This is a genomic window from Burkholderia multivorans ATCC BAA-247 (genome assembly GCF_000959525.1).
Taxonomy (GTDB): domain Bacteria; phylum Pseudomonadota; class Gammaproteobacteria; order Burkholderiales; family Burkholderiaceae; genus Burkholderia; species Burkholderia multivorans.
In genome coordinates this window covers 1,066,208-1,088,738 of record NZ_CP009831.1, presented here as the reverse complement: position 1 = coordinate 1,088,738, position 22,531 = coordinate 1,066,208, and the positions used below count along the sequence as shown (strand labels likewise).

Annotated in this window: 18 protein-coding genes and 1 pseudogene; 11 read left to right on the top strand and 8 right to left on the bottom strand. The window is 67.3% G+C overall.

The window, feature by feature from the left end; all coding sequences use genetic code 11:
- The first annotated feature begins 113 nt into the window (after nucleotides 1-113).
- Nucleotides 114-992, top strand: coding sequence for a helix-hairpin-helix domain-containing protein (locus tag NP80_RS07130; RefSeq protein ID WP_006410900.1), 879 nt, complete (start codon nucleotides 114-116; stop codon nucleotides 990-992).
- Nucleotides 993-1,021: 29 nt separating this feature from the next.
- Here the strand turns inward: NP80_RS07130 and NP80_RS07125 are convergent, their stop codons facing one another.
- Nucleotides 1,022-1,447 carry a helix-turn-helix domain-containing protein gene (locus NP80_RS07125; protein WP_006410905.1) on the bottom strand — a complete coding sequence of 142 codons (426 nt, stop codon included), beginning with the start codon at nucleotides 1,445-1,447 and terminating at the stop codon, nucleotides 1,022-1,024.
- Nucleotides 1,448-1,617: 170 nt separating this feature from the next.
- Between NP80_RS07125 and NP80_RS07120 the strand changes: the two genes are divergently transcribed.
- Nucleotides 1,618-2,106, top strand: coding sequence for a DUF2938 domain-containing protein (locus NP80_RS07120; RefSeq protein WP_006410895.1), 489 nt, complete (start codon nucleotides 1,618-1,620; stop codon nucleotides 2,104-2,106).
- 76 nt (nucleotides 2,107-2,182) lie between these two features.
- A pseudogene (locus NP80_RS07115) lies at nucleotides 2,183-2,386 on the top strand (EmrB/QacA family drug resistance transporter); the annotation flags it as partial.
- Nucleotides 2,387-2,414: 28 nt separating this feature from the next.
- Here NP80_RS07115 and NP80_RS07110 read toward each other — a convergent pair.
- Nucleotides 2,415-3,929 (bottom strand): succinyl-CoA:acetate CoA-transferase ScpC, encoded by a 1,515-nt coding sequence (locus NP80_RS07110; RefSeq protein WP_006410897.1) that lies wholly within the window; start codon nucleotides 3,927-3,929, stop codon nucleotides 2,415-2,417.
- 390 nt (nucleotides 3,930-4,319) lie between these two features.
- Here NP80_RS07110 and NP80_RS07105 point away from each other — a divergent pair, with 390 nt between their 5' ends.
- Genes NP80_RS07105 through NP80_RS07075 form a run of 7 tightly spaced genes read left to right on the top strand, consistent with a single transcriptional unit; the run spans nucleotide 4,320 to nucleotide 11,545 of the window.
- Nucleotides 4,320-5,000, top strand: coding sequence for a CDP-alcohol phosphatidyltransferase family protein (locus NP80_RS07105; protein WP_006399835.1), 681 nt, complete (start codon nucleotides 4,320-4,322; stop codon nucleotides 4,998-5,000).
- Nucleotides 4,997-5,806, top strand: coding sequence for a HalD/BesD family halogenase (locus NP80_RS07100; protein WP_035487792.1), 810 nt, complete (start codon nucleotides 4,997-4,999; stop codon nucleotides 5,804-5,806). The genes NP80_RS07105 and NP80_RS07100 overlap by 4 nt, the downstream gene beginning before the upstream one ends.
- On the top strand, nucleotides 5,803-6,804 hold the full coding sequence (locus tag NP80_RS07095; protein ID WP_006403804.1) for an HpnL family protein: 1,002 nt from the start codon (nucleotides 5,803-5,805) through the stop codon (nucleotides 6,802-6,804). Before NP80_RS07100 ends, NP80_RS07095 begins: the two co-directional genes overlap by 4 nt.
- 43 nt (nucleotides 6,805-6,847) lie before the next feature.
- On the top strand, nucleotides 6,848-7,615 hold the full coding sequence (locus NP80_RS07090; RefSeq protein ID WP_006403805.1) for a phosphocholine cytidylyltransferase family protein: 768 nt from the start codon (nucleotides 6,848-6,850) through the stop codon (nucleotides 7,613-7,615).
- Nucleotides 7,612-9,300: a phosphoenolpyruvate mutase gene (gene aepX / locus NP80_RS07085; protein ID WP_006403806.1), complete on the top strand. Its 1,689-nt coding sequence runs from the start codon at nucleotides 7,612-7,614 to the stop codon at nucleotides 9,298-9,300. The genes NP80_RS07090 and aepX overlap by 4 nt, the downstream gene beginning before the upstream one ends.
- Nucleotides 9,297-10,481 carry a phosphonopyruvate decarboxylase gene (gene aepY / locus NP80_RS07080; protein ID WP_006403807.1) on the top strand — a complete coding sequence of 395 codons (1,185 nt, stop codon included), beginning with the start codon at nucleotides 9,297-9,299 and terminating at the stop codon, nucleotides 10,479-10,481. The genes aepX and aepY overlap by 4 nt, the downstream gene beginning before the upstream one ends.
- Nucleotides 10,481-11,545, top strand: coding sequence for a 2-aminoethylphosphonate aminotransferase (locus tag NP80_RS07075; RefSeq protein ID WP_006403808.1), 1,065 nt, complete (start codon nucleotides 10,481-10,483; stop codon nucleotides 11,543-11,545). Before aepY ends, NP80_RS07075 begins: the two co-directional genes overlap by 1 nt.
- 134 nt (nucleotides 11,546-11,679) lie before the next feature.
- On the opposite strand, the gene NP80_RS07070 is transcribed toward NP80_RS07075, so the two are convergent.
- Entirely contained in the window at nucleotides 11,680-14,931 is a 3,252-nt protein-coding gene (locus NP80_RS07070; protein ID WP_006410899.1) for a DEAD/DEAH box helicase, read from the bottom strand.
- Between the two features lie 127 nt (nucleotides 14,932-15,058).
- Between NP80_RS07070 and pip the strand changes: the two genes are divergently transcribed.
- Complete coding sequence (gene pip / locus NP80_RS07065) at nucleotides 15,059-15,991, top strand: prolyl aminopeptidase (protein WP_006403811.1); 933 nt, start codon at nucleotides 15,059-15,061, stop codon at nucleotides 15,989-15,991.
- 67 nt (nucleotides 15,992-16,058) lie between these two features.
- Here pip and NP80_RS07060 read toward each other — a convergent pair whose 3' ends face one another.
- From NP80_RS07060 to NP80_RS07040, 5 genes are all read right to left on the bottom strand, one after another.
- Nucleotides 16,059-16,331, bottom strand: a complete 273-nt coding sequence (locus tag NP80_RS07060; RefSeq protein ID WP_006399824.1) for a hypothetical protein — start codon at nucleotides 16,329-16,331, stop codon at nucleotides 16,059-16,061.
- A 462-nt stretch (nucleotides 16,332-16,793) separates the two neighbouring features.
- The gene (locus NP80_RS07055) at nucleotides 16,794-17,696 is read right to left on the bottom strand and encodes a DUF1120 domain-containing protein (protein ID WP_006403812.1); all 903 of its coding nucleotides are present in this window, start codon (nucleotides 17,694-17,696) and stop codon (nucleotides 16,794-16,796) included.
- 151 nt (nucleotides 17,697-17,847) lie between these two features.
- Nucleotides 17,848-18,696, bottom strand: a complete 849-nt coding sequence (locus NP80_RS07050) for a fimbria/pilus chaperone family protein (protein WP_006403813.1) — start codon at nucleotides 18,694-18,696, stop codon at nucleotides 17,848-17,850.
- 46 nt (nucleotides 18,697-18,742) lie between these two features.
- Entirely contained in the window at nucleotides 18,743-19,324 is a 582-nt protein-coding gene (locus tag NP80_RS07045) for a DUF1120 domain-containing protein (protein ID WP_226823147.1), read from the bottom strand.
- Nucleotides 19,302-22,076 (bottom strand): fimbria/pilus outer membrane usher protein, encoded by a 2,775-nt coding sequence (locus NP80_RS07040; RefSeq protein WP_226823149.1) that lies wholly within the window; start codon nucleotides 22,074-22,076, stop codon nucleotides 19,302-19,304. The genes NP80_RS07045 and NP80_RS07040 overlap by 23 nt, the downstream gene beginning before the upstream one ends.
- Between the last annotated feature and the right edge of the window lie 455 nt (nucleotides 22,077-22,531).

The following is a 22,531-nucleotide window of genomic DNA, read 5'->3' as shown; positions in this document are numbered from 1 at the left end:
GTTTGCCATTGATGCACGTCAATCGCCGTTCGACACGCACCGCGACAATCGTCGAAGGACCGGGCGCGCGGCCGCGCGCCCGCCTCCGTTGGTGCCTTCCGAGGTCACTCGCGATGTCGACGCGCAGCAACCCGACGCACGACGAAAACCGGCAGATCGCGGCTTGCCTGCGCGAGGCGGCGCTGCGGCTCGCCGATCAGGGGGCCAATCCGTACCGCGTCGCCGCGTATGGTGCGGCGGCCGACGCGGTCGATGCGCTCGATGGCGGTGCGCGCACGCTGTTCGACGCGGGCGGCGTCGAGGCGCTGGCCGCGATACCCGAAATCGGCGCGGGCGTCGCGCAGGCGATCGCGGAGTGGCTCGTCACCGGACGCTGGCGTCAGCTCGAACGCCTGCGCGGCGATCCGGAACGCGCGTCCGCGTTCGAAGCGGTGCCCGGCATCGGCCGCTCGCTCGCGCTGCGGATTCACGACGTGTTGCATATCGATACGCTCGAGGCACTCGAAAGCGCCGCGCGCAGCGGCCGGCTCGAAACGATCGCGGGCGTCGGCCCGCGTCGGGCGGCCGGCATCCGCGCGGCGCTCGACGACGTGCTCACGCGCCGCCGCCGCTGGCAGGGCCGCCTCGACGATGCCGGCCTCGGCGCGGAGCCACCCGTCGAATTGCTGCTGTACGTCGACCGTCTGTATCGCCGTCAGGCGGCAGCCGGCACGCTGCCGGCACTCGCATCGACGCGCGCGCACCTGGACAGCGACGTACGCTCGCCGGTGATGCACATGACGAAAGGCGGCTGGCACTTCACCGCGCTCTGTGCGTCCGGCGCGCCCGCATGCGCGTCGGGCCGCACGATCAACTGGGTCGCGCTCTACTTCTACGACGCGCTGCAGCGCGAACATCAGCGCATCGTCGTCACCGAAACGCTCGGTGCGCTCGTCGGCAAACGCATCGTGCGCGGACGCGAGATGGAGTGCCGCGCGTATTACACGCGCTGACCCGCACACGCCCACACGCCCCACCCGCACTAAGCGCGCTCGGTCTTCGCGCGATGCGCAGGATGCCGGTGCGCGGCGACGCGCATCAACTGCCGGAACGACGGACACTCGAGATGGCTCGGCGCCGGACACGACGCCGCGTAGCGCAATGCGTCGCGCACGGCCGCGAGCCGACGGATCGTCCGATCGATCGCATCGGCCTTCTCCTCGAGCTTCTCGCGGTCGATCGCGGGGCGGCCGTCCGCGCCGAACATCGCGACGATCTCGTCGAGCGAAAAACCGGCCTCGCGGCCGAGCGCGATCAATGCGAGCCGCTCGAGCACCGACTCGTCGTACTGGCGCCGTAGGCCGGCGCGCCCGGTCGGCTCGATCAGCCCCTTTTCCTCGTAAAAACGCAGCGTCGACGCGGGCAGCCCCGTGCGCCGCGCGACCTCGGCGATATCCAGTCGTCCCATGCTTGACCTCAAGTGAGCTTGAAGTTGCAAGATAGCCGCCGCGATCCACGACGACAAGCCCGACCACCGATGAAGCCCGCCTGCCCGCTGCCTGCCGCGCGCCGCAACTGCGCGCCGACGCGTGCGCGATGCCGCGCCGCCCGCCTCGCTCGATCCGGACGAGATGCACGATGAGCGCGCCCGCCCTGCTGCTGCACATCGCGGCAATCGGTGTCGGTGCGACGCTGGTGATGGATCTGTGGGCGCTGTTGTGTCGGCACGTGTTCGGCGTGCCGTCGCTGGATCTCGCGCTGGTCGGCCGCTGGCTCGGCCATATGGCGCACGGACGCTTCCGGCACGCGTCGATCGCGGCCGCCGCGCCGCTGCGCGGCGAGCGCGCGCTCGGCTGGGCCGCGCATTACGCGACCGGCATCGCGTTCGCGGGATTGCCGATCGCGCTCGCCGGACCGCACTGGGTCGACACGCCGACGCTCGCGCCCGCACTCGCGGCCGGACTCGTCAGCGTCGCCGCACCGTTTCTCGTGATGCAGCCGGCGCTCGGGTTCGGCATCGCGGCATCACGCACGCCGCAGCCGGCCGTCGCACGGCGGCGCAGCCTCGTCGCGCATCTGTCGTATGGTGTCGGGCTCTATCTCGCGGCGCTCGCGCTCGCCGCCTAGCAGGCGGAAGTCGGGGACGGCACTCGGTCGCCGCCGGAGTCGATCAGGTTGTGCCGCACACGGCCGAGCAGCCGGACCAGCGTATCGCGCTCGTGCAGGCCATGACCTCGACATAGCGCTGCTCGACCGCACGATCAACCAGCAGGCCGCGATGATCGCGTACCTCAACGATTTCAAGCTGATGTTCGTCGCGACGCTGCCGATGATTCCGTTGCTGCTGCCAATCCGCCCGCCGCGCAAGGGCGCGGACGTCGACGTCGCGCACGCGGCGATGGACTGACGCCGCGTGCGCGCCGGGTGCGGCGCGATCAGGCCTTCATCGTGCCGGTACGCACGAAGCGCTCGTGCCACGACAGCGCTTCGGCGAGCAGATGCGGCGTGTGCTTGCCGAAGCTCTCGTGCGACGCGCGCTCGAAGTAGTCCTCGAGCATCGGCCGGTAATCCGGATGCGCGCAGGTCGCGATGATCTTGCGTGCGCGCTGCTTCGGCGAGAGCCCGCGCAGATCGGCGAGCCCCTGCTCGGTGACGACCACGGCGACGTCGTGCTCGGTATGGTCGACATGGCTTGCCATCGGCACGATCCGCGAAATCGCGCCGCCCTTCGCGGTGCTCGCCGACATGAAGCACGACAGATAGCCGTTGCGCGCGAAGTCGCCCGAGCCGCCGATGCCGTTCTGGATCTTCGTGCCCATCACGTGCGTCGAGTTCACGTTGCCGTAGATGTCGGCCTCGATCATGCCGTTCATCGCGATGCAGCCGAGCCGGCGCACGAGCTCCGGATGGTTGCTGATCTCCTGCGGCCGCAGCAGGATCTTCTCGCGGAACATCGCGATCTGGTCGGCGAAGCGTTGCACGGCGGGCGGGCTCAACGATAGCGCGGTCGCCGATGCGAAACGCAGCGTGCCGTCGGCGAGCAGGTCGAGCATGCCGTCCTGGATCACTTCCGTGTACGCGGTCAGATCGGAGAAGCCGGCCGAGCTCAGTTCGGCGAGCACCGCGTTCGTGATGTTGCCGACGCCGGACTGCAGCGGCAGCAGATTCGCGGGCAGACGCCCGCGCTTCACTTCGTGGCGCAGGAAGTCGATCAGGCGCGTGGCGATCTGCTTCGACGTGTCGTCCGGCGCGGAGAACGCGTTGCTGCGGTCGGGCGCGTCGGTCTCGACGATCGCGACGATCTTCTCGGCCGGGCAGCGCAGATACGGCTCGCCGATGCGGTCGTCGCTTTTCGTCAGCGGAATCGGCTTGCGGTTCGGCGGCAACGCGGTGCCGTAATAGATGTCGTGCATCCCGTCGAGGCCGAGCGGCTGACGTGCGTTGACCTCGAGAATCACGTGCTTCGCCTGTTCGAGCCACGTCTTGTTGTTGCCGACCGACGCCGACGGAATCAGCAGTCCGTCCTCGCGAATGCCGGCGACTTCGACGATCGCGACGTCCAGCTCGCCAAATAGCCCGAACCATGCGTACTGCGCGACGTGGCTCAGGTGGATGTCCTGGTAGTCGACTTCTCCGCCGTTGATCTTGTCGCGCAGCGTCGGGTCGGACTGGTACGGCAGCCGCATCGAGATGCCGTTCGTGCGCGCGAGCGCGCCGTCGAGTTCGGGCGCGGTCGAGGCGCCGGTCAGCACGTTGATCCGGAAGTCTTCGCCGCGCGCATGGGCGGCCTCGATTTGGGCGGCGAGCGCGGCCGGCACGGCCTTCGGGTAGCCCGAGCCGGTGAAACCGCTCATCGCGACGGTCATGCCGGGACGGATCAGCGCGGCGGCCTGGTCGGCAGTGCGGACGAGCGAACGCAGCGCGGGAGCGAGGATGCGTGATGAAGTCATGGGTGGGATTTCTGACGCGTTTCGGTCTGTCGTTGACGTCGCGGGGGGTGTCTCCTGAGCGACGTGAAGCCCTTGGGGCCGCGTTGGGCGGCCGGCACCACAGGCACGGCCGGAGTATCGCAGACCGCGTCGCCCTGAAATATCCGCCGGATGCAAAACAACCTTCCCGAATTTGCCGGATATCCGGCGGCCGATCTGTGACAGGCGCGCGGCAGACCGATTGTGCTCGGCGCACATTTTTCGGGTCTGATCCAGGTCAACGTTTCGGACGCGCGCCGTGCGGGTCCGGCCGGCGGCGCGCGTTGTGCGCAATACACGGTAACACTCGCACATGTCGGGACATTGAATGAATAAAAAGCAACAAATTACAAATCCGTATATATTTCGCCGATGGACCACAGAAAAACCGCAACACGCTCCGAGCCACCCCTGCCGCGCACCTGGGATGCGCGGCTCGCGCGCTCGCTTGTCCGGCCGCTCGTCGACACGCCGGTCACCCCGAATCACCTCACTACCGTCCGTCTGCTGATCGGCCTCGCCGGCGCCTGGTGCCTGGCGCAAGGCGGTTTCGGCTGGAGCAACGCGGGCGCGTTCCTGATCGTGCTGTCGAACTTCGTCGACCATACCGACGGCGAGCTCGCGCGCATCAGCGGCAAGTCGAGCAAGATCGGTCATTTTTACGACCTCGCCGCCGACGCGCTCGTGACGATCGCGCTGTTCGTCAGCATGGGCGTCGGGATCGTCGCGCAAGGCGGCCGGATGGCCGCGTCGCCTGTGCTGCTCGGCGCGGCGGCCGGCGCGGCGGTCGCGCTGATCTTCTATCTGCGGATGCGCATCGAATCGTTCGCCGGCAAGGCCGGCACGCGGCAGGCGTTCGTCGGCGGCTTCGAAACCGAGGACGTGCTGTATCTGCTGCCGCTCGTCACGCTGACCGACGGCGTCGAGCCGTTCCTGCTCGCGGCGTCGATCGGCGCGCCGCTGTTCGCCGCGTGGGTCGTGATCGACTGGTGGCGCATCGTCAGGCGCGGCAACGTTCCGCAGAATTCAACCGAAATCCAGGCTTCCAAATGACTCCTAGCACGCGCGACGATTCCGTGCTGGCTCCGGCACGTCCCGCGCCCGCGCGCGCGGCCGTCTCCGACCCCGATCGAACCGTGGCCGCCAGCGTCGGCCGCCTCGACCTCGAGCGCCTGCGCAGCGACTACACGCGCCAGGGCTCGTTCCTGTACCTCGACACGTTCCTGCCGCCCGAGGCGCACGCGAAACTCGCCGACGCCGCCCGCGCGCTGCAGGCCGGCCTGAACCGCAATTACCTGCCCGGCCACAAGCAGGGCGGCAGCGTGAGCCGGCACACGATCGACGAGCAGGCGCCGTACATCGCCGAGCTGTACCGCTCGAAGGCGCTGATCGGCTTTCTCGAACAGATCACCGGCGACAAGCTGATGCTGTCGCCCGACGACGACCCGCACGCGTACGCGCTCTACTACTACACGAAGCCGGGCGACCACATCGGCTGGCACTACGACACCTCGTACTACGACGGCCGCCGCTATACGCTGCTGATCGGCGTGATCGACGAATCGTCGTGCCGGCTCGACTACGAACTGCACACGCGCAATCCGGACGTGCCCGACGAACCGGGCTCCGTGCAGATTGCCGACGGCGGCATCGTGCTGTTCGACGGCGACAAGCTGCGCCATCGCATCACGCCGCTCGGCCAGGACGAGATTCGCGTGTCGCTGACCTTCGAATACGTGACGAACCCCGGCATGCGGCCGTGGAAGCGCTTCATCTCGAACATGAAGGACGCGATCGCGTATTTCGGCTTCCGTCAGGTCTTCAAGCAGCTGGCGCCGCGGCGCTCGACGGGGTCATGACGCGCGCGGGCCTGATTCTGCTGTCCCTCGGGACGGCGCTGTTCATCGCACTGCTCGCGTGGCAGGGCGTCGGCGCGGTCGCGTCGACGCTGCTCGCGGCCGGCTGGGGGCTCGCGCTCGTCGCGGCATTCCACGTGGTGCCGCTCGCGATCGACGCGGGCGCGATTTCGGTGATGTTCCGCCGCGGCCAGCCGGGCGCCGATCTCGGCAACGCGCTGCGCGCGCGCTGGGTCGGCGAATCGGTGAACAGCCTGCTGCCGGCCGGCCAGATCGGCGGCCCGGTGCTGATGGTGCGCCATCTCGCGCAGCGCGGCACGCGCATGGCCGACTCGGCCGCCGCGATCACGGTCAGCACGACGATGCAGGCGCTCGCGCAGATGGCGTTCGCGCTGATCGGCATCGCCGCGTTCAGCCTCTATGCGACGCACGATTCGGTCGCCTATCTGCGCACGCCGGCGCTGATCGCGACGGGCGTGCTCGGCGGCCTCGCGGTCGCGTTCTATGCGGCACAGCGGCGCGGGCTGTTCGGACACGGGCTGCGGCTCGCGTCGAAGCTGCTCGGCCCGCGCGACTGGTCGTCGCTCGCGACGCGCGCCGACGCGATCGACGATGCGGTCGGCGCGCTGTACCGCGATCGCGCGAAGGTCGCGCAGACCTTCGCCTTGAGCCTCGCCGGCTGGATCGTCGGCACCGTCGAGGTGTGGCTCGCGCTGCACTTCCTCGGTCACCCGGTCGGCTGGCTCGACGCACTGCTGCTCGAAAGCGTCGGTCAGGCGATCCGCGGCGCGGCCTTCGCGATCCCCGGCTCGCTCGGCGCACAGGAAGGCGGCTACCTGCTCCTCGCGCCGCTCGTCGGTCTGCCGCCCGACGCGGCGCTCGCGCTGTCGCTCGCGAAACGCGCGCGCGAACTCGCGCTCGGCCTGCCCGGCCTGCTCTATCTGCATTTCAGTGAAAGAAACTGGCAGCGGCGCCGTGCGCCGCAGCCGCTCGCCGACTGACCGGTCCACGCACCGATCCGCCGGCTTTTTGGTTGGAGAACCCATGCGAGCCATCATTCTTGCGGCAGGCCTCGGCTTGCGCCTGCAACAACCGCCCGAAGCGCAGTTTCCGAAGTGCCTGCTGCGCTTCGACGACGTGTCGCTGCTCGAGCGTCATCTGCGCCTGCTCGATGCCGTCGGCGTCGACGAAATCGTGCTCGGGCTCGGCTTCCAGGCCGAGAAGGTCGAGCAGGAACTGCAGCGCCTCGGCCGCCGCGCCGAGATCGTGCTGAACGAGCGCTACGATCTGGGCAGCGTGCTGACCGTGCATACCGTCGCCGATGCGATGACGCGCGGCGGCGACGTGCTGCTGATGGACGCCGACGTGCTCTACGACGACAGCATTCTCCACGCGCTCGTGGCCGACGCGGACAAGCCGGTCGACCGCCTGTTGATCGACCGCGACTTCGAGGCCGGCGACGAGCCCGTCAAGCTGTGCCTGAAGAACGGCGTGCCGGTCGAGCTGCGCAAGCAGCTCGCGGTCGACCTCGACTACGACACGATCGGCGAGTCGGTCGGCTTCTTCCGCTTCACCGAAGGCACCGCGCGCCGCCTCGCGGCGATCGTCGCGGGCTACGTCGACAGCGGCCGCGCGAACATGCCGCACGAAGAAGCCGTGCGCGACCTGCTGCTCGAAGGCGGCCACACGTTCGACGTCGCCGACGTCACGGGCGCGCCCTGGATCGAAATCGATTTCCCGAACGACGTCGCGCGCGCCGCGCAGGACGTCCTCCCCCTGATTCAACGCACCACTGCGGGAGCCGCACGATGAATGCACGCGAACCCAACTTCACCGAATCGCGCAGCGCACGCCTGCGCCGCATGCTCGTCAGCGACGAGCTCGAATTTCTGATGGAAGCCCACAACGGCCTGTCCGCACGCATCGTGCGCGAAGCCGGCTTCAAGGGCATCTGGGCGTCCGGCCTCGCGATCTCCGCGCAGTTCGGCGTACGCGACAACAACGAGGCGAGCTGGACGCAGGTCGTCGACGTGCTCGAATTCATGGCCGACGCGAGCGATCTGCCGATCCTGCTCGACGGCGACACCGGCTACGGCAACTTCAACAACGTGCGCCGCCTCGTGAAGAAGCTCGAGCAGCGCGGCATCGCCGGCGTCTGCATCGAGGACAAGCAGTTCCCGAAGACGAACAGCTTCATCGACGGCGAGCGCCAGCCGCTCGCCGAGATCGACGAATTCTGCGGCAAGATCAAGGCCGGCAAGGATTCGCAAAGCGACCCCGACTTCTCGATCGTCGCGCGCGTCGAAGCGCTGATCGCGGGCTGGGGCATGGACGAGGCGCTGCGCCGCGCGAACGCCTATGCGGAAGCCGGCGCCGACGCGATCCTGATCCACAGCAAGCTGTCGCGTCCCGACGAAATCCTGCAGTTCGCGCGCGAATGGAGCGGCAAGGCGCCGCTCGTGATCGTGCCGACCAAGTACTACAGCACGCCGACCGACGTGTTCCGCCAGGCCGGCATCAGCACCGTGATCTGGGCGAACCATCTGATCCGCGCGTCGGCGTCGGCGATGCAGGCCGTCGCGCGCGAGATCCACGAGAGCGAAACGCTGATCAACGTCGAGGATCGCGTCGCGTCGGTCAACGAGATCTTCCGTCTGCAGGACGCCGACGAATACTCGGCCGCCGAGCGCATCTACCTGTCGTCGTCGTCGCGCGCGTCGAACGCGGCGGTCGTGCTCGCCGCGAGCCGCGGCAAGGGGCTCGAAGCCGTCACCGAGGACAAGCCGAAGGTGATGCTGCCCGTTGCCGGCAAGCCGCTGCTGCGCTGGCTCGTCGACGGCTTCAAGAAGCACGGCGTGAACGACATCACGGTGGTCGGCGGCTATCGCGCCGATGCGATCGACACGTCGGGCATCAAGCTCGTCGTCAACGAACGCCACGCCGAAACGGGCGAGCTCGCATCGCTCGCCTGCGCGGCCGAGCGCCTGACCGGCGACACCGTGATCTCGTACGGCGACCTCCTGTTCCGCAGCTACATCCTGCGCGATCTCGCGGAAAGCGAGGCCGAGTTCAGCGTTGTCGTCGATTCGTCGCTGACCGAGCCGACCAACCAGAGCGTGCGCGACTTCGCGTTCTGCTCGGCCGCCGACGACCGCGGGCTGTTCGGCCAGAAGGTGCTACTCCAGCGCGTGTCGAGCGATGCCGCCGCCGGCACGCCGCACGGCCGCTGGATCGGGCTGCTGAACGTGCGCGGCGCCGGCGTCGAGCGCCTGAAGGCGATGCTCGCGACGCTGCAGGCACGCGCCGATTTCGACACGCTCGACATCCCCGCGCTGCTCAACGCGCTGATCGACGCCGGCGAGAAAATCGAGGTGCAGTACGTGCACGGCCACTGGCGCGGCGTCAACGATCTCGAAGACTTCCGCCGCGCGGGCGACTTCGCGCATGGACAAACGCCGCTGTCCGAACCGGGCGCCGGCAACGGAGGCGCGCAATGATCGAAGCGGCCCAGTTCGTCGAGGCCGCACGCGCACGCGGCTTCGACTGGTACGCGGGCGTGCCCTGCTCGTACCTGACGCCGTTCATCAACTACGTGCTGCAGGACCCGACGCTGCACTACCTGTCGGCCGCGAACGAAGGCGACGCCGTTGCGCTGATCGCCGGCGCGACGCTCGGCGGCAAGCGCGGGATCGCGATGATGCAGAACTCGGGGCTCGGCAACGCCGTCAGCCCGCTCACGTCGCTCACGTGGACGTTCCGCCTGCCGCAGTTGCTGATCGTCACCTGGCGCGGCCAGCCGGGCGTCGCCGACGAGCCGCAGCACGCGCTGATGGGGCCGATCACGCCCGCGATGCTCGACACGATGGAGATCCCGTGGGAGACGTTCCCGACCGACCCCGAACAGGTCGGTCCGGCGCTCGACCGCGCGATCGCGCACATGGACGCGACGGGCCGCCCGTACGCACTCGTGATGCAGAAAGGCAGCGTCGCGCCGTATGAGCTGAAGGCGAATCCGGCCGCGCAGCCGCGCGCGCATGTCGCCGCGCGGTCGTCGTCGCGTGCGGCGTCGCCCGATGCATGGCCGACGCGTCACGACGCGCTGCAGCGCGTGATCGCGCATACGCCGGTCGACTCGACCGTCGTGCTCGCCTCTACCGGTTTCTGCGGCCGCGAGCTGTACGCGCTCGACGATCGGCCGAACCAGCTCTACATGGTCGGCTCGATGGGCTGCGTGACGCCGCTCGCGCTCGGCCTCGCGCTGGCGCGGCCCGATCTGCGCGTGGTGGCCGTCGACGGCGACGGCGCCGCGCTGATGCGCATGGGTGCGTTCGCGACGCTCGGCACGTACGGCCCGTCGAACCTCACGCATGTGCTGCTCGACAACGGCGCGCACGAATCGACCGGCGGCCAGGCAACCGTGTCGCAGCATGTGTCGTTCGCAGGCGTCGCGGCCGCGTGCGGCTATGCGAGTGCAGTCGAAGGCGACACGCTCGACGTGCTCGATGCGGCGCTGGCTGCGCCGCGCACCGACGGCGCACAGTTCGTGCGGCTCGCGATCCGCACGGGCGTGCCCGACGGGCTGCCGCGGCCGACCGTCACGCCGGTCGACGTGAAGACGCGCCTGATGCGCCACATCGGCGCCGCCGCCCTGACCGAAGCCCCTGAAGGAGCCCACTGATGCTGCTGCTGAACCCTGGCCCGGTCACGCTGACCGAACGCGTGCGCCGCAGCCTGCTGCAACCGGACCTGTGCCATCGCGAAAGCGAATTCTTCGATCTGCAGGACGAGGCGCGTGCGCGTCTCGTCGCCGCATACGAACTCGATCCGGCCGAATGGACTGCCGTGCTGATGACCGGTTCGGGCACGGCCGCCGTCGAAAGCATGATCGCCGCGCTCGTGCCGAAGGACGGCAAGCTGCTCGTGATCGAGAACGGCGTGTACGGTGAACGCATCACGCAGATCGCGACGCAGTACGGGATCGCACACGACGTGCTCAAGCACGAATGGATGCAGGCGCCCGATCTCGCGCAGATCGCCGCGCGGCTCGATGCAGGCGGCTACTCGCACGTCGCGGTGATCCATCACGAGACGACGACCGGCCGCCTGAACGATCTCGGCGCGATCGCCGGCGTCTGTCGTGCACGCGGCGTGAAGCTGCTCGTCGACGGCGTCAGCAGCTTCGGCGCGGAAGCGATCGATTTTGCGGGCGGCGACATCGATGCCGTCGCCGCGACTGCCAACAAGTGCCTGCACGGCGTGCCGGGCGCGGCGTTCGTGATCGTGCGCCGCAGCGCGCTCGCGAACGCCGCGAGCCGCACCTACTATCTCGACCTCGGCCGTCTCGCGAAGCTGCAGGATCAGCGCAACACGCCGTTCACGCCGTCCGTGCATGCGTACTACGCGCTCGTCGAGGCGCTGCGCGAATTCGACGAAGCGGGCGGTTGGCGCGCGCGTCATGCGCGCTACAAGGCGCTCGCCGATCAGGCGCAGGCCGGGCTCGCCGCACGCGGGATGCCGCTCGTGCTGCCGGAAAGCGCGTCGTCGGTCGTGCTGCGCGCATACCGGCTGCCGCAAGGCGTCGCGTATGAAGCGCTGCACGACGGGCTGAAGGCGCGCGGCTTCGTGATTTACGCGGGGCAAGGCGGGTTGTCGAAGGAACTGTTCCGCATCTCGACGATGGGCGCGATCGAAGCGGCCGACGTCGAGCGGCTGCTGGACGGGTTCAGCGAGCTGACGCGGTAGGCTGCGTCAGTTCGGTTGACGAAGGCCCGCGAGGGCCTTTTTTGTTGGGTGTGGCAGCCCGTGCTGCGTGCCGCAGCGCACGCCGCGGCCCAATGCAGCTCGCGTCTCTCCGCTCGACGCGCGCGAGTGCGTCATCAACCGGCCGCCGCGCAACGCTCGATGTGCTGCGCGTTGCGCGTCAGCCGATTCAGCGCGACGTCGAAGTACGGTTTGTCTCCCCAGAGCGTCGCATCGCCGATCACGTAGAGATAGGACTTCGCGCGCGTGACGGCAACGTTCAGCAGATTTGCTTCCGCCGAAGCCCAGTTCATCGCGCCTTCATGCCGTCGATCGCAGCCGAGCACGAAAAACACGATTTCGCTCTCCTTGCCCTGAAACGTATGCACGGTACCGACACACTTACGGATCCAGTCCGTCAGATCGGCCGGCACGCGCTTTCCCGTTCCGGCAAGCGCCCGCGTCCAACGATCGCGATCGCCGAGCCGTTCGACGAGACCGCGCTTCACTTGCCGGAACGGCGTGATGACGAACGCATCGGGCATCGCGTCGGTCGTGTCCGCCGACTGCACGAATAGCCGGACCAGCGCATCGAACACGCGCTCGCCCTGCTCCGGCACGTACTTCGACTCCGCATCGGCCACCGCACGCACGTCCCACCAGGCGCTCGGGCCGAGCGCGGGATGCGGTGCCGGCAAACAGACGTCAGTCGTCCGCATCTTCCGCTCGTGCAGCATGCGGCCGCCGTAAGCGATCGCGTTTGCGATATCGAACATCGGATCGTGACACCGCCGATGAATGATCAGCGGCACACCGATGAACCGGTCCGGCATCGTCGGATGCCTGACGCCGAACGCGCAGACGCGATCGGCCAGCGTCTGCACGGACTGACGGTCGACCGCATACCGCGCGCGCAGTTCGCCGAGCCAGTGCTCGCCGAGGTTCGCGAGCAGTTGCGTGGACTGCGTGACGACAGGAGGAATCTGCTGCGGATCGCCGACGACGACGATGCGTTGCGCACGCATCAACGCGCCCACCGCGGCCTGCGGCACGGCCTGTCCAGCCTCGTCGATCACGAGCCAGCCGAGTCCCTCCGCATCGACGCCGGCGAATTGCCGCCGAATCGATGCAAACGTGCTCGACACGACGGGCGTCAGCATGAAGAACCATTGCCACAGTGTGTTTGCGCCGCGCGTCGGCGGTCGCGACAGCTGATTGGACAAGGCGTAGACGAGCTCGTCGAAGGCCGGCTTTTCCGCGTGGACGGTCAGGAAGAACGCTTCGTGCAAGGCCATCGCCGCAACGAAGAGTTCGTTTCTCAATACGTTGATAACCGCGCCTTGCCAGAACGCATGTTTCTGGCTGCTCGCGCGCTCGACTTCCGCACCGCGTGCGAGATCGGCGCCGTTCCATAGCGGCACGTCGTACTTCGCGTGAATCTGCTCGGCTTCGCGCAAGTCGTCGCGAACGTTGCGCAGCAGGAGTGCAGCATCGGTGGCGGCGCGCCAGCCGCGGTAGGCGTCGCGCCGCAGCCATTTCGACAACCACCGCAACCACGACGGACCGAGTTGGCGCTCGAACTGCAGCGCCTCGCGATCGAGACGCTCGATACGAGCATCGAGCGTCTCGCGCTGGGATGTCAGCATGCAACGATCGAACGGCGCGAGGTCGGCACAGCAGGCGACCACTTTCGGCCACGCCTGCTCGATCGCATCGAGCCGCGCGTCGAGCCGTTCGAGTTCGCGGCGCGCGGCGTCGAAGGTACGCTGTGCGGCCAGGAAATTCTGCTGCGCGACGTCGAACGGCACGCGCGCGACCGCGCCGGCACGCCACTGGCTGCGGTAGCGCCAGTACGTCATCGCGCCCACGGCCTCCCAGCTCGGAAAATCGACGTCCTTGCTCGACAGGATCGCGTCCTGCGGTTTGTCGGCAGGCGTGGCCGCATACTGACTGAAGACGTTGCTGAATCGCCGGCCGTTCGCGCGCTTGCCGAGTGCCGCGGCGACGAGCCCCCACACCGGCTCGGACAACTGCCAGGGCTTCCCTGCCCGGCTGCCGGCATACTTCGTTGCGACGGGACCGAAGTAAGACAGTCGCTCGCGAAGGTCCGGATCGAGATGGCGACGCTGCGGCAGTTCGAGCGACAGATTCTCGACCGCTCCATTGTTCGTCGATGCGACGACGATCTCGTAGCCCGTCAACGCAGGCGCGAGTGCGGGAACCCGATACGTTTTCGTCCCGACGTCCGCCTCGACGACCGTCCCCGACAGGCCGGCGCGCCAGTCCGGCAACGCCGCCAGCACGCTCGCCCGCGCCACGACCAGATGCGCGATCAGATCGCGCAGCATCGTCGTCTTGCCGGTGCCGGGCGGCCCGTTGACCGCGAGCAATTCGCCGACGCCCAACGTCTTCATCTTGTTCAGCGAATACTGCTGCATCAGAGACTGCACGTGCGCCGGCGGAGACGGCCAGCGTCCCGCGACGCCGTGCGCGGGGTGCAGCGCATCGACGATTTCGCGCTGCCCGGCCGGATACGCATCGAGATCCGTTTTCGCCGCATCGTGCGTCGCCAGATACGCGATCAGTGCGCGCGGCGGCGCAGGCGCGCGCAGTAGCCGGCGCGCGTCCGCCAGATCGCGCACGTAGAAGCTGTTCAGAATCGGCAGCCCGGCTGCAGTATCGTCCTCGTCGGTATCGGTATCGGCGTCCGATGGTGCGGCGGGCTCGTCGGCGGCGCTCGGCGCGACCGTGCCGGCCGGCACGCGCGCATCGCGCAGCTGGCGCGTCGGACGACTCCGATCGGAAGACTCGACCACCATCCACGCGAGCAGCCCGTCTTTGGGCGCCAGCCCCGCCCAGGCCTGCAGACGTGCAGCCATTGCAGCCAGCACGTCGCAATCGATGACGATCGTGCCGCCGCCGAGCAACGCGTCGACATCGCTCTTGAGCGTGGCCGCATGCGCGTCGAACGCCGCGGCGTTGAGGTCGGACAGCTCGCCGTCGCGCAGCCGTCCAAGCGCCCACGGCAACGCGGACACGCTCAACGCGTCACCGCTCGAGCGACCGCCCGCGCCGATCGCGAGTTTCGCGAAGCACGTCAGCCCCTCGGGCGCCATCTCCTCGTCGCGAATCCGCTCGATGGCGCTGCGCGCCGTCGAGCGCTCGGCGACATGCGCTTCGATCAACCGTGTCGCGAGCGACACGTCGAACGGGACGAGGTACAGCGCCCCCGCTCGCCCGGCCGCGGCTTCCCAGCTTTCGCGCGCCGTCGCGTCGGCGCGCACGCAGATCGTGTTCTGCCGGCGCCCGCGTGCCTGCTCGAGCTGGTCGTCGAGATCGTAGCTGTTGAAGAATTCGACACTGTGCCAATAGTCGAGCACAGCCTCCATGTCGCGAATCATTTTGGCCCTGTTGTGTTTTTTTTCAGAACCCGCAGGTTAGCGCAAACGCCGCCCGCCGAACACACCGCGGCCGTTTCACGCATAATGCCTGCGACCCCGTTCACGAGGAGCCGCCATGTATCCACCGATCGAACCCTACGCCCACGGCTATCTCGACACCGGCGATGGCCACCGCATCTATTGGGAGCGCTGCGGCAATCCGGCCGGCAAGCCCGCCGTGTTCCTGCACGGCGGCCCCGGCGCCGGCTGCAGTGCCGACCATCGCCGTCTGTTCGACCCGCAGCGCTACGACGTGCTGCTGTTCGACCAGCGCGGCTGCGGACGCTCGACGCCGCACGCAAGCCTCGACAACAACACGACCTGGCATCTGGTCGCCGACATCGAACGCCTGCGCGAGATGGTCGGTGCCGATCAATGGCTCGTGTTCGGCGGCTCGTGGGGCAGCGCGCTCGGTCTCGCGTATGCGGAAACGCATCCGGCGCGCGTCAGCGCGCTGATCGTGCGCGGCATCTTCACGATGCGACGCGCCGAGCTGCTGTGGTACTACCAGGAAGGTGCCTCGTGGCTGTTTCCCGATCTGTGGGAAGCATTCATCGCGCCGATTCCGCCGGCCGAGCGCGACGATCTGATGGCCGCCTACCATCGACGGCTGACGGGCGACGACGAAACGGCCAGGCTCGAGGCCGCCCGTGCGTGGAGCGTGTGGGAAGGCCGCACGATCACGCTGCTGCCCGATCCGGCACTCGCCGAGCATTTCGCGGACGGCCACTACGCGCTCGCGTTCGCGCGCATCGAGAATCATTACTTCGTGAATCGCGGCTTCGTCGATGAAGGGCAGCTGCTGCGCGACGCGCATCGCCTGGCGGGCATTCCGGGCGTGATCGTTCAGGGGCGTTACGACATCGCGACGCCGGCGCGCACCGCGTGGGAGCTGTCGAAGGCGTGGCCGGACGCGACGCTGGAAATCGTGCCCGACGCCGGGCATGCATACAACGAACCGGGCATCCTGAGCGCGCTGCTCGCGGCGACCGACCGCTTCGCCATGTAGTTCACGCACGAAGGCGCGCGGCACGATGCGGCGCCGCGCGCACCGCGCAAGCGCGCAGACGACGTCGTCACAACGACGCCTCCACCACCGTTCTCCCGCGAATCGCGCGCTCGACGAGCCGCTCGTCGCCGACCTTGCGGATCGCGTCGTCCAGCAGCCCTTCAGGCGCCTCGGTCGCGACCTTCAGCAGCCCGGACAGGCCGCGCGCGTCGAGCACCACCAGCGTCTCCATCGAATCGGCGCGGCTCACGAGCACGCGGCGCCAGGCCGGGCCGGCGCCGAAGCTTGCGCAAAGCGAAATCGTGTCGTTGCCGAGCGGGTAGTCGAAAGTCTTGATCATGTTGGGCCGCCGTTGCAATGGACTGACGACGCGCGAGGGCGCGGCGCCAACACGTCGACGCACCCGCGCGTGCAATCGGCGCCGAACCTCCACCTACCGCGGCCGCCGACACCGTCATGCTAGGCGCGCAGTATTAACGAAGACTTAAACATCGCCCGCCGCTTGCGGCCAGCGTCGTCATGCACCGGGGAGCAATGCGGCCTGCAAAGCCGGCGCGTCGATTGCGATACCGCGCTCTCGCGGCACGGCGACCGCGCCGCAAGCCATCCCGACGTGAAAGCCCCCCGCGAACGGCGCGACCGCTCAAAAGACAGCGCCGCCGTGATCGCAGGATCGCGACCACGGCGGCGCACGCTACATCGGCGTGGTCGCTCGCCTGAGCGGCACGACGACATGTGCGACGCGACCGCGTCCGTTGTCGTGCCCGGGTTCGCCTGACCGGCGAGCGATTCCGCGCCTAGATTAGATATAGACGAGGTCGAACGTCGCCTGACCATCCAGCTTCTCGGCCGTACCGGTACCCAGTTCGCTTGCCGAGTTCAGCATCGCGCGCACCTTGATCGGGAACGTGAAGTTCGTCCCGTTGATCGCATGCGCGACGCCGCCGCCGACGACCGCCATCGACAGCGCATTGCCGATGTTGAATGCGTTCACCGCCGAATACTTGAAGTTCTTCGCGATGTACAGACCGGTGTCGCTATCCAGCTTACCGAGCATCCCGCTGCGCGTGATCCACAGCCCATGCGATGCGTTGAAGCCCGGCACCATGCCGGCGATCGACTTGTACGTCGAATCGGCAATGCCGCCGACGGCCGGCATCCAGTCGCTCAGCGAGACGCCGGTCGTGACCGCCAGGTTCGTGAGCGAGCCGAGGCCGCCGCTCGTCGAGCCCGACACCTTCGCCGCACCAAGCTGCATCGAGTACGCGCCGATCTTCGCGCCCTTCGTCGTCTTGCCCAGGCCGAACAGCTGGTCGTTCCAGCCCATGATGCCGCCGCCCTGATCCGCGAGGTTCGGCACCAGCCAGCTCATCACCGTGTCCTTCGAGTTCGTCAGCAAACCGCGATTGACCTGCGTACCGTTCCGGTTGTCGGTGACCTTGAACGCGATGAACGAAGGCGACGTACAGGCGATGCGCAGCGACGTCTTCTTCTCGCCGACCTTGGTGAAATCCGCGCGGGGCGACACCTGGCCGAAGTCGATCGTGCTGCCGCCCTCGAACGTCGGCGTGCATGCCGGCGGAACGATCGTGCCCGTGACCTTCAGCACCGCGGACGACTGCGCGAATGCCTGAGGTGCTGCGGCCAGCATCGCGACGCCGATTGCGATCGCGCCCAGCGCCGGATTCAGTTTCATTCGATTCATTGCTGCTCTCCTGTTGTATAGCAGATTGCTCAAAAATATCCGATAAAGAATGGCATCGATATCGGATGTGACAGATTCTATTGATCAGTGATCCAAATTTATATAGAACAAGTTCTAAATTGCCTGACGACGTCCGCGACCGGCCCGATTGTCATCGCGATGCCGAACCGCTTTGCGCGGCGTTCGTTTGATGGCTGCCTGCGGGCGTTTCGATCCGCGCCTCGTAGATGTCGGCCATGTAGCCGTAGCTCGTTGCCGGCTGGAAGCGAATCGACGTGGCGCCCGGGTAGAGCTTCAGCATCTCTTCGATTTCGGCCTTCGCTTCGGCCGTGATGGCAGCATCCTTTGCGGACGGCGTGCGCGGCGCGCCCTTGCGTTTGTCGTCTTTCGGCATCATCACGTAGGTCGCCTGACCGGGCAGCATGTACGTGTTCGGAAGGTACGCCTGCTTCTTCGTCGGCAGCACCTCGACGGTCGCGCCGAGACGCACGACGTACGGGCTCGGATTCACGACGCGCAACTTGCCGTCGACGGCTTCCCACTTCAGCAGCTTCCACGGCTCGCGATTCACCGCGAGCCCTTTCGGGTGCATGATCACCGGCAGGTTCTGACGAACGCGAATCGCGACGATGCTTGCGTCCGGGTCCTTACGTTCGCCGATCGTGTCGAAGACGACGCGCGCGAGCCGCTCGGTCTTCAGCGGCGTCCTGTTTGTCAGGATGAAACGAACCAGCTGCGTCTGACCGGGGTCGACGCGTGCGACCGGCGGCGTCACGGTGAACAGCTTCTCCTGATCGTCAGGCACGTGCTCGATGATCGTGTACAGCAGCGCCGATTTGTCGTCGGTGTTGCGGACTTTCATTGCGGTTTCGCCGACGGCCTCGTCGATCAGAACGACGGACGTTTCCGGCACCATGCCGGCCGCATGCGCGGGTGCTGCCGGGACGGCAGTCAGAGCGATCGGCAGCAGTGCCGACAGAATGCGATTGATATGAGACATCAGTCCTCCATATGGTTTGAAAAGAGCGAAGTTGAACGAAACGCGCTCACGGCGTGGAAACGACGCTGAAGCGCGGCTCGGACGTGACCGTCACCTCGCCGCTCAGCGTCGTCTCGGCCGCTCGAAATGCGTCGATCCGGATAAAGACGTCGAGACGTCGGCCCGCTGCCGGACGATTGGCGTCGTACGGCACGAGCATGTCGCCCGGCATCAGGATCAGCGGGGCCGGCGTGACTGCCGCCGCATCGCCGCCTCGCGCAACGCCCGCCATCACGTCGCGCCCGTCGAGCGCGACGCGCGTCACGGTGACCGTGTAGCGGGCTACGTCCCCGAGCCGGATGCTGCCGTCCGCGGACGGGACGCCGTCGAAGCGGATTGCCGCGACGCTTTCCTGTCGACACTGCACGGCGAGCGCCCGGTTCGCCGACGCGACCGGACGGCGATCGGCACCGCGCGGTGCGCCGATGCGGTCGCCGAATACGCGCCCGAAATCGACCTTCGGATCGCTGACGGCGATCGCGCAGCGTTCGGCGCGGGCAAGCGTCACACCGCCCAGCACGAACGCCGCGATTGCCAAAGTGCGAATCGTGTTCATCGAATACTCCCTAGTTGGGATGGGAATCGGCATCGCAGGTCGCGTCGATCTGTGCGACGGTCGCGTCCGCGCGCAGCGCGTCGGGCACCTGAAACTGCAGGTTGCACCGACCGCCGCCGGGCAAACGCGCGACGAGCGGCCCTGCCGGGTCCTGATCGAGATAGACGACGCCGTCGCCGACGGCAGTCGTCACGTACTGGTCTTTCTCATCGCGAATCGATGCGCCGACCGGCAGCGGGCTCCCGTCTTGCAGATGCACGTTGAGCAGCATCCTTTTCGTCCGGCGCACCTCGATGTCGACGAAGTTCACCGATCCGCGTCCCGCATTGAGCTCCGCATAGCCGTTCCGCACGTCCACGTCGCGCGGCAACGTCTCGGTACGGACTACCGTGCTGACCTCGGTATACGCGGGAATGCTGCCGATCACGGCCTTGCCGCGCGGATCGGTCCACACGATGCCCGCGGGCGTGCTGATGCTCACGCCCGACAGTTCACCGGTCGACACGATGCCGAACGTTTCGCCGATGCTGTACGGCGACAGCGTGACGCCCGCCTTCGTCGCGACGATGCCGCCCTGCACCTGTGCAGACAGCGATCCGCTGTCGCGCTGCGCCGAACCGCTGATCGACACCTGCGTGTAGCGCGGCCACAAGCTCAGCGTCGCGAATCCGCGCTCGCTGCCGCTGTGCTGCCCACGCTCGACGCCGATGTTGTAACTGACGAAGTCGTTGACGGTCTGGCTCGCGTTCACGCCGCCGCGCAGCATGCCGCCGTTGCGAGTCACGTAAGTGCTCGTGTGAACCGGTCCAAGCGGAAAACTCAGCGACGCGTAGATCGCCGTATCGTCGCCGGTCGTGCCGCGGCCGAGCGAACGGTCGACGTTGATCGACAGGCTCGCTCGCCCGAACTGACGATTCCAGGACGCGGCAACGTGCTGACCGGAGAAGCCGGCGTACGTCGAGAAGCGATTGAACGACGCCGACAGCGCGCCGAGCTGCTTGCTGTTCCAGCTCGCCGAGCCCGACATCACGTCCCGGATCCGGTAGTGGCGCATGATCTCCCAGTACGCCGAACGGCGAACGGTATCGGGCACGTCATACAGCGTGTCGGACAGTGAGCGAAAGCCGATCGTCTGTCGATTCGCCTGCACGTTCATCGATATGTCGCCCGGCAGCTGCGCAGACAACGAGAGTCCGACGCTTGCGCCGCGCTCGCCGAGCGTCGGTGAACGACTGAGCTGTGCGTTGTTTCCCATCGATACGCTGTTTCCGAACAGCGGCATCGAATGGCTGACGCCGACACCCTGATGGCGCGACGAGACAATCGCGCCGGCCACCACGCTCGACCGCCGGCCGACGTTCCATCCCTTCGCGACGGAAACCACGATCGGTCGCGCCATGTCGCGCGGCCCGCGATACTGGTACACGCGGCCGATTGCGAGCGACAGCCCGAGCGGTGCGCCGCGCGGCGCGACGAGCGAAGCAGGCGGGACCGTGAAGCTGCGCTTGTTGTTCGCGTCGTCGATCAGCGTGACTTCGATCAGCGACGAGCGGTCGATCAGCGTCACGTTGCGCAGCAGAAACGGCCCGGCCGGCACCAGCGTCGTGTAGATCAGAATGCCGGCCTGCCGGACCTCGACACGCGACTGCTGCGTCGCGACGCCGCGAATCGTGCTGCCGCCGTCGCTGGCCGCAAGTGCGTCGTCGGGCAAGATCTGCACGCCCTCGATCGGCATGCCGCTGACCACGGGGTTCCGGATCCCGATCTGCCCCGCCTGCACCAGATAGCCGGTCTCGACGTCGGTTTTCTGCGCAAACGCGTACGGCATCTGAAACTCGGCCTGGCCCTGCTGCCGCCAGTACGTCTGCGCGCTGCGCACGACCCAGTCGCCGAGATTGAACCCGGCTTCGGTATCCGCGGACAGGAACGTCGCGGTACTGCTGCCGCTCGAGCGACTGCCGCCTGCGACGACGTTGTAGTTCAGCATCGCGCCGGCACCGCCGGACGACGCGTTATCGCCGGGACGCGGCCGGGTCAGCGCGTCCGCCGGCACGACGATTTCGACCATATCCTTCGCCGAATCGGCGCTGACTTCGGTCTGCGGCTGAAACGTCCGATAGTCGTAGCAGTTCGCGGCGAACGGTTGTGCCAGCCGGCGTTCGGATTCGGCAACGCGACGCGCATCGTTCGCTGCGGCACCCGCCGCGTCGTTGCCGCGCGATGCCGATCCGTCGGTGCCCGATTCGCGTGTGTCGACCGTCTCCGGCTCCGCAAGCAGCGGCTGCTGTCCGCTCAGAAATGCGAGCAGGCTCCACCGGCGCGGCGGTGTGAGTTCGTCCGGCAGGCGCAGGCGCGCGCGGCCGATCAACGTGCGGTCGAAGCAGACGTTACCGCGATCGTCGAAGCGAACGTCGACCGTGCCGCGCGGTTGACCGTTGACGGACAGCGACACACGATGCACGCCGCCGACGAAGCGCGGCTTCTCCGCAAAGTACTGGGCGAGCGCCGGATCGAGACCGCGCTCCTTCAGCGTCTCGATGTCGAATTCGACACGCCGTGCGGGTACGGTCGTCGTCGGCTCCGCAAGCGCGTCGGCCGGTTCCGTCGGTGTGGCGTCAGGCTCGGATACGGTGCCGACGCCTCCCGCTGGCGTGGCGGCAGGCTCCGACACCATCCCGGCCGGCGCGGGCATCGCGTTGCAAGCCACGCCGGCCGAGACGAGCGCCAAGCCGACGACGACGAACAGGAGCCTGATACCGACGGCAGAGAGGATGCGGGCAAACACGCTTCGCAACGTGGCGTGCCTCACAGGCGGTAGTGCCGATTCACGGCGCGTCGACTTCAAAATATTCACTAACGATTCAAATTACGGCGGCGATTCTTTCATGTCACCCTCATCGCAAAAATAATACGAGTTCGAAATTTTCGTTTAGAAAATATAGACTCGTCCTAATAGGTCGAATTTCCATCAAAATCGCCAAGTATCTGGCAAATTTAGAATGTCAATTTTTGATATAGAGACACGCCACGAATCGCGAATTAATAAATAGATATAACAAACTGTTAAATGGATATAACAAACTATTAAATAGATATAACAAAGTATTGCGATTTGCCGGCGCGACTAGCGCTGCAGCCGCCCCGCGCGGAGACGGAGGCCGCGCGCGGGCTGCGGAGCGTACGGGCCCTGCCGGCCGCGGCGACTGCGCCGAATGAACGGGTCGGCTTTCGGCAGCGAAC

What these genes read in the sequence shown, in the direction of transcription:
- NP80_RS07100 (WP_035487792.1), top strand. Translation starts at nt 4,997, where the DNA reads ATGACTCCTAGCACGCGCGACGATTCCGTGCTGGCTCCGGCACGTCCC.
- aepX (WP_006403806.1), top strand. Translation starts at nt 7,612, where the DNA reads ATGAATGCACGCGAACCCAACTTCACCGAATCGCGCAGCGCACGCCTG.
- NP80_RS07060 (WP_006399824.1), bottom strand. Translation starts at nt 16,331, where the DNA reads ATGATCAAGACTTTCGACTACCCGCTCGGCAACGACACGATTTCGCTT.
- NP80_RS07070 (WP_006410899.1), bottom strand. Translation starts at nt 14,931, where the DNA reads ATGGAGGCTGTGCTCGACTATTGGCACAGTGTCGAATTCTTCAACAGC.
- NP80_RS07105 (WP_006399835.1), top strand. Translation starts at nt 4,320, where the DNA reads ATGGACCACAGAAAAACCGCAACACGCTCCGAGCCACCCCTGCCGCGC.
- NP80_RS07075 (WP_006403808.1), top strand. Translation starts at nt 10,481, where the DNA reads ATGCTGCTGCTGAACCCTGGCCCGGTCACGCTGACCGAACGCGTGCGC.
- NP80_RS07090 (WP_006403805.1), top strand. Translation starts at nt 6,848, where the DNA reads ATGCGAGCCATCATTCTTGCGGCAGGCCTCGGCTTGCGCCTGCAACAA.
- aepY (WP_006403807.1), top strand. Translation starts at nt 9,297, where the DNA reads ATGATCGAAGCGGCCCAGTTCGTCGAGGCCGCACGCGCACGCGGCTTC.
- NP80_RS07110 (WP_006410897.1), bottom strand. Translation starts at nt 3,929, where the DNA reads ATGACTTCATCACGCATCCTCGCTCCCGCGCTGCGTTCGCTCGTCCGC.
- NP80_RS07050 (WP_006403813.1), bottom strand. Translation starts at nt 18,696, where the DNA reads ATGTCTCATATCAATCGCATTCTGTCGGCACTGCTGCCGATCGCTCTG.
- NP80_RS07045 (WP_226823147.1), bottom strand. Translation starts at nt 19,324, where the DNA reads ATGCCGATTCCCATCCCAACTAGGGAGTATTCGATGAACACGATTCGC.
- NP80_RS07130 (WP_006410900.1), top strand. Translation starts at nt 114, where the DNA reads ATGTCGACGCGCAGCAACCCGACGCACGACGAAAACCGGCAGATCGCG.
- NP80_RS07055 (WP_006403812.1), bottom strand. Translation starts at nt 17,696, where the DNA reads ATGAATCGAATGAAACTGAATCCGGCGCTGGGCGCGATCGCAATCGGC.
- NP80_RS07095 (WP_006403804.1), top strand. Translation starts at nt 5,803, where the DNA reads ATGACGCGCGCGGGCCTGATTCTGCTGTCCCTCGGGACGGCGCTGTTC.
- pip (WP_006403811.1), top strand. Translation starts at nt 15,059, where the DNA reads ATGTATCCACCGATCGAACCCTACGCCCACGGCTATCTCGACACCGGC.
- NP80_RS07125 (WP_006410905.1), bottom strand. Translation starts at nt 1,447, where the DNA reads ATGGGACGACTGGATATCGCCGAGGTCGCGCGGCGCACGGGGCTGCCC.
- NP80_RS07120 (WP_006410895.1), top strand. Translation starts at nt 1,618, where the DNA reads ATGAGCGCGCCCGCCCTGCTGCTGCACATCGCGGCAATCGGTGTCGGT.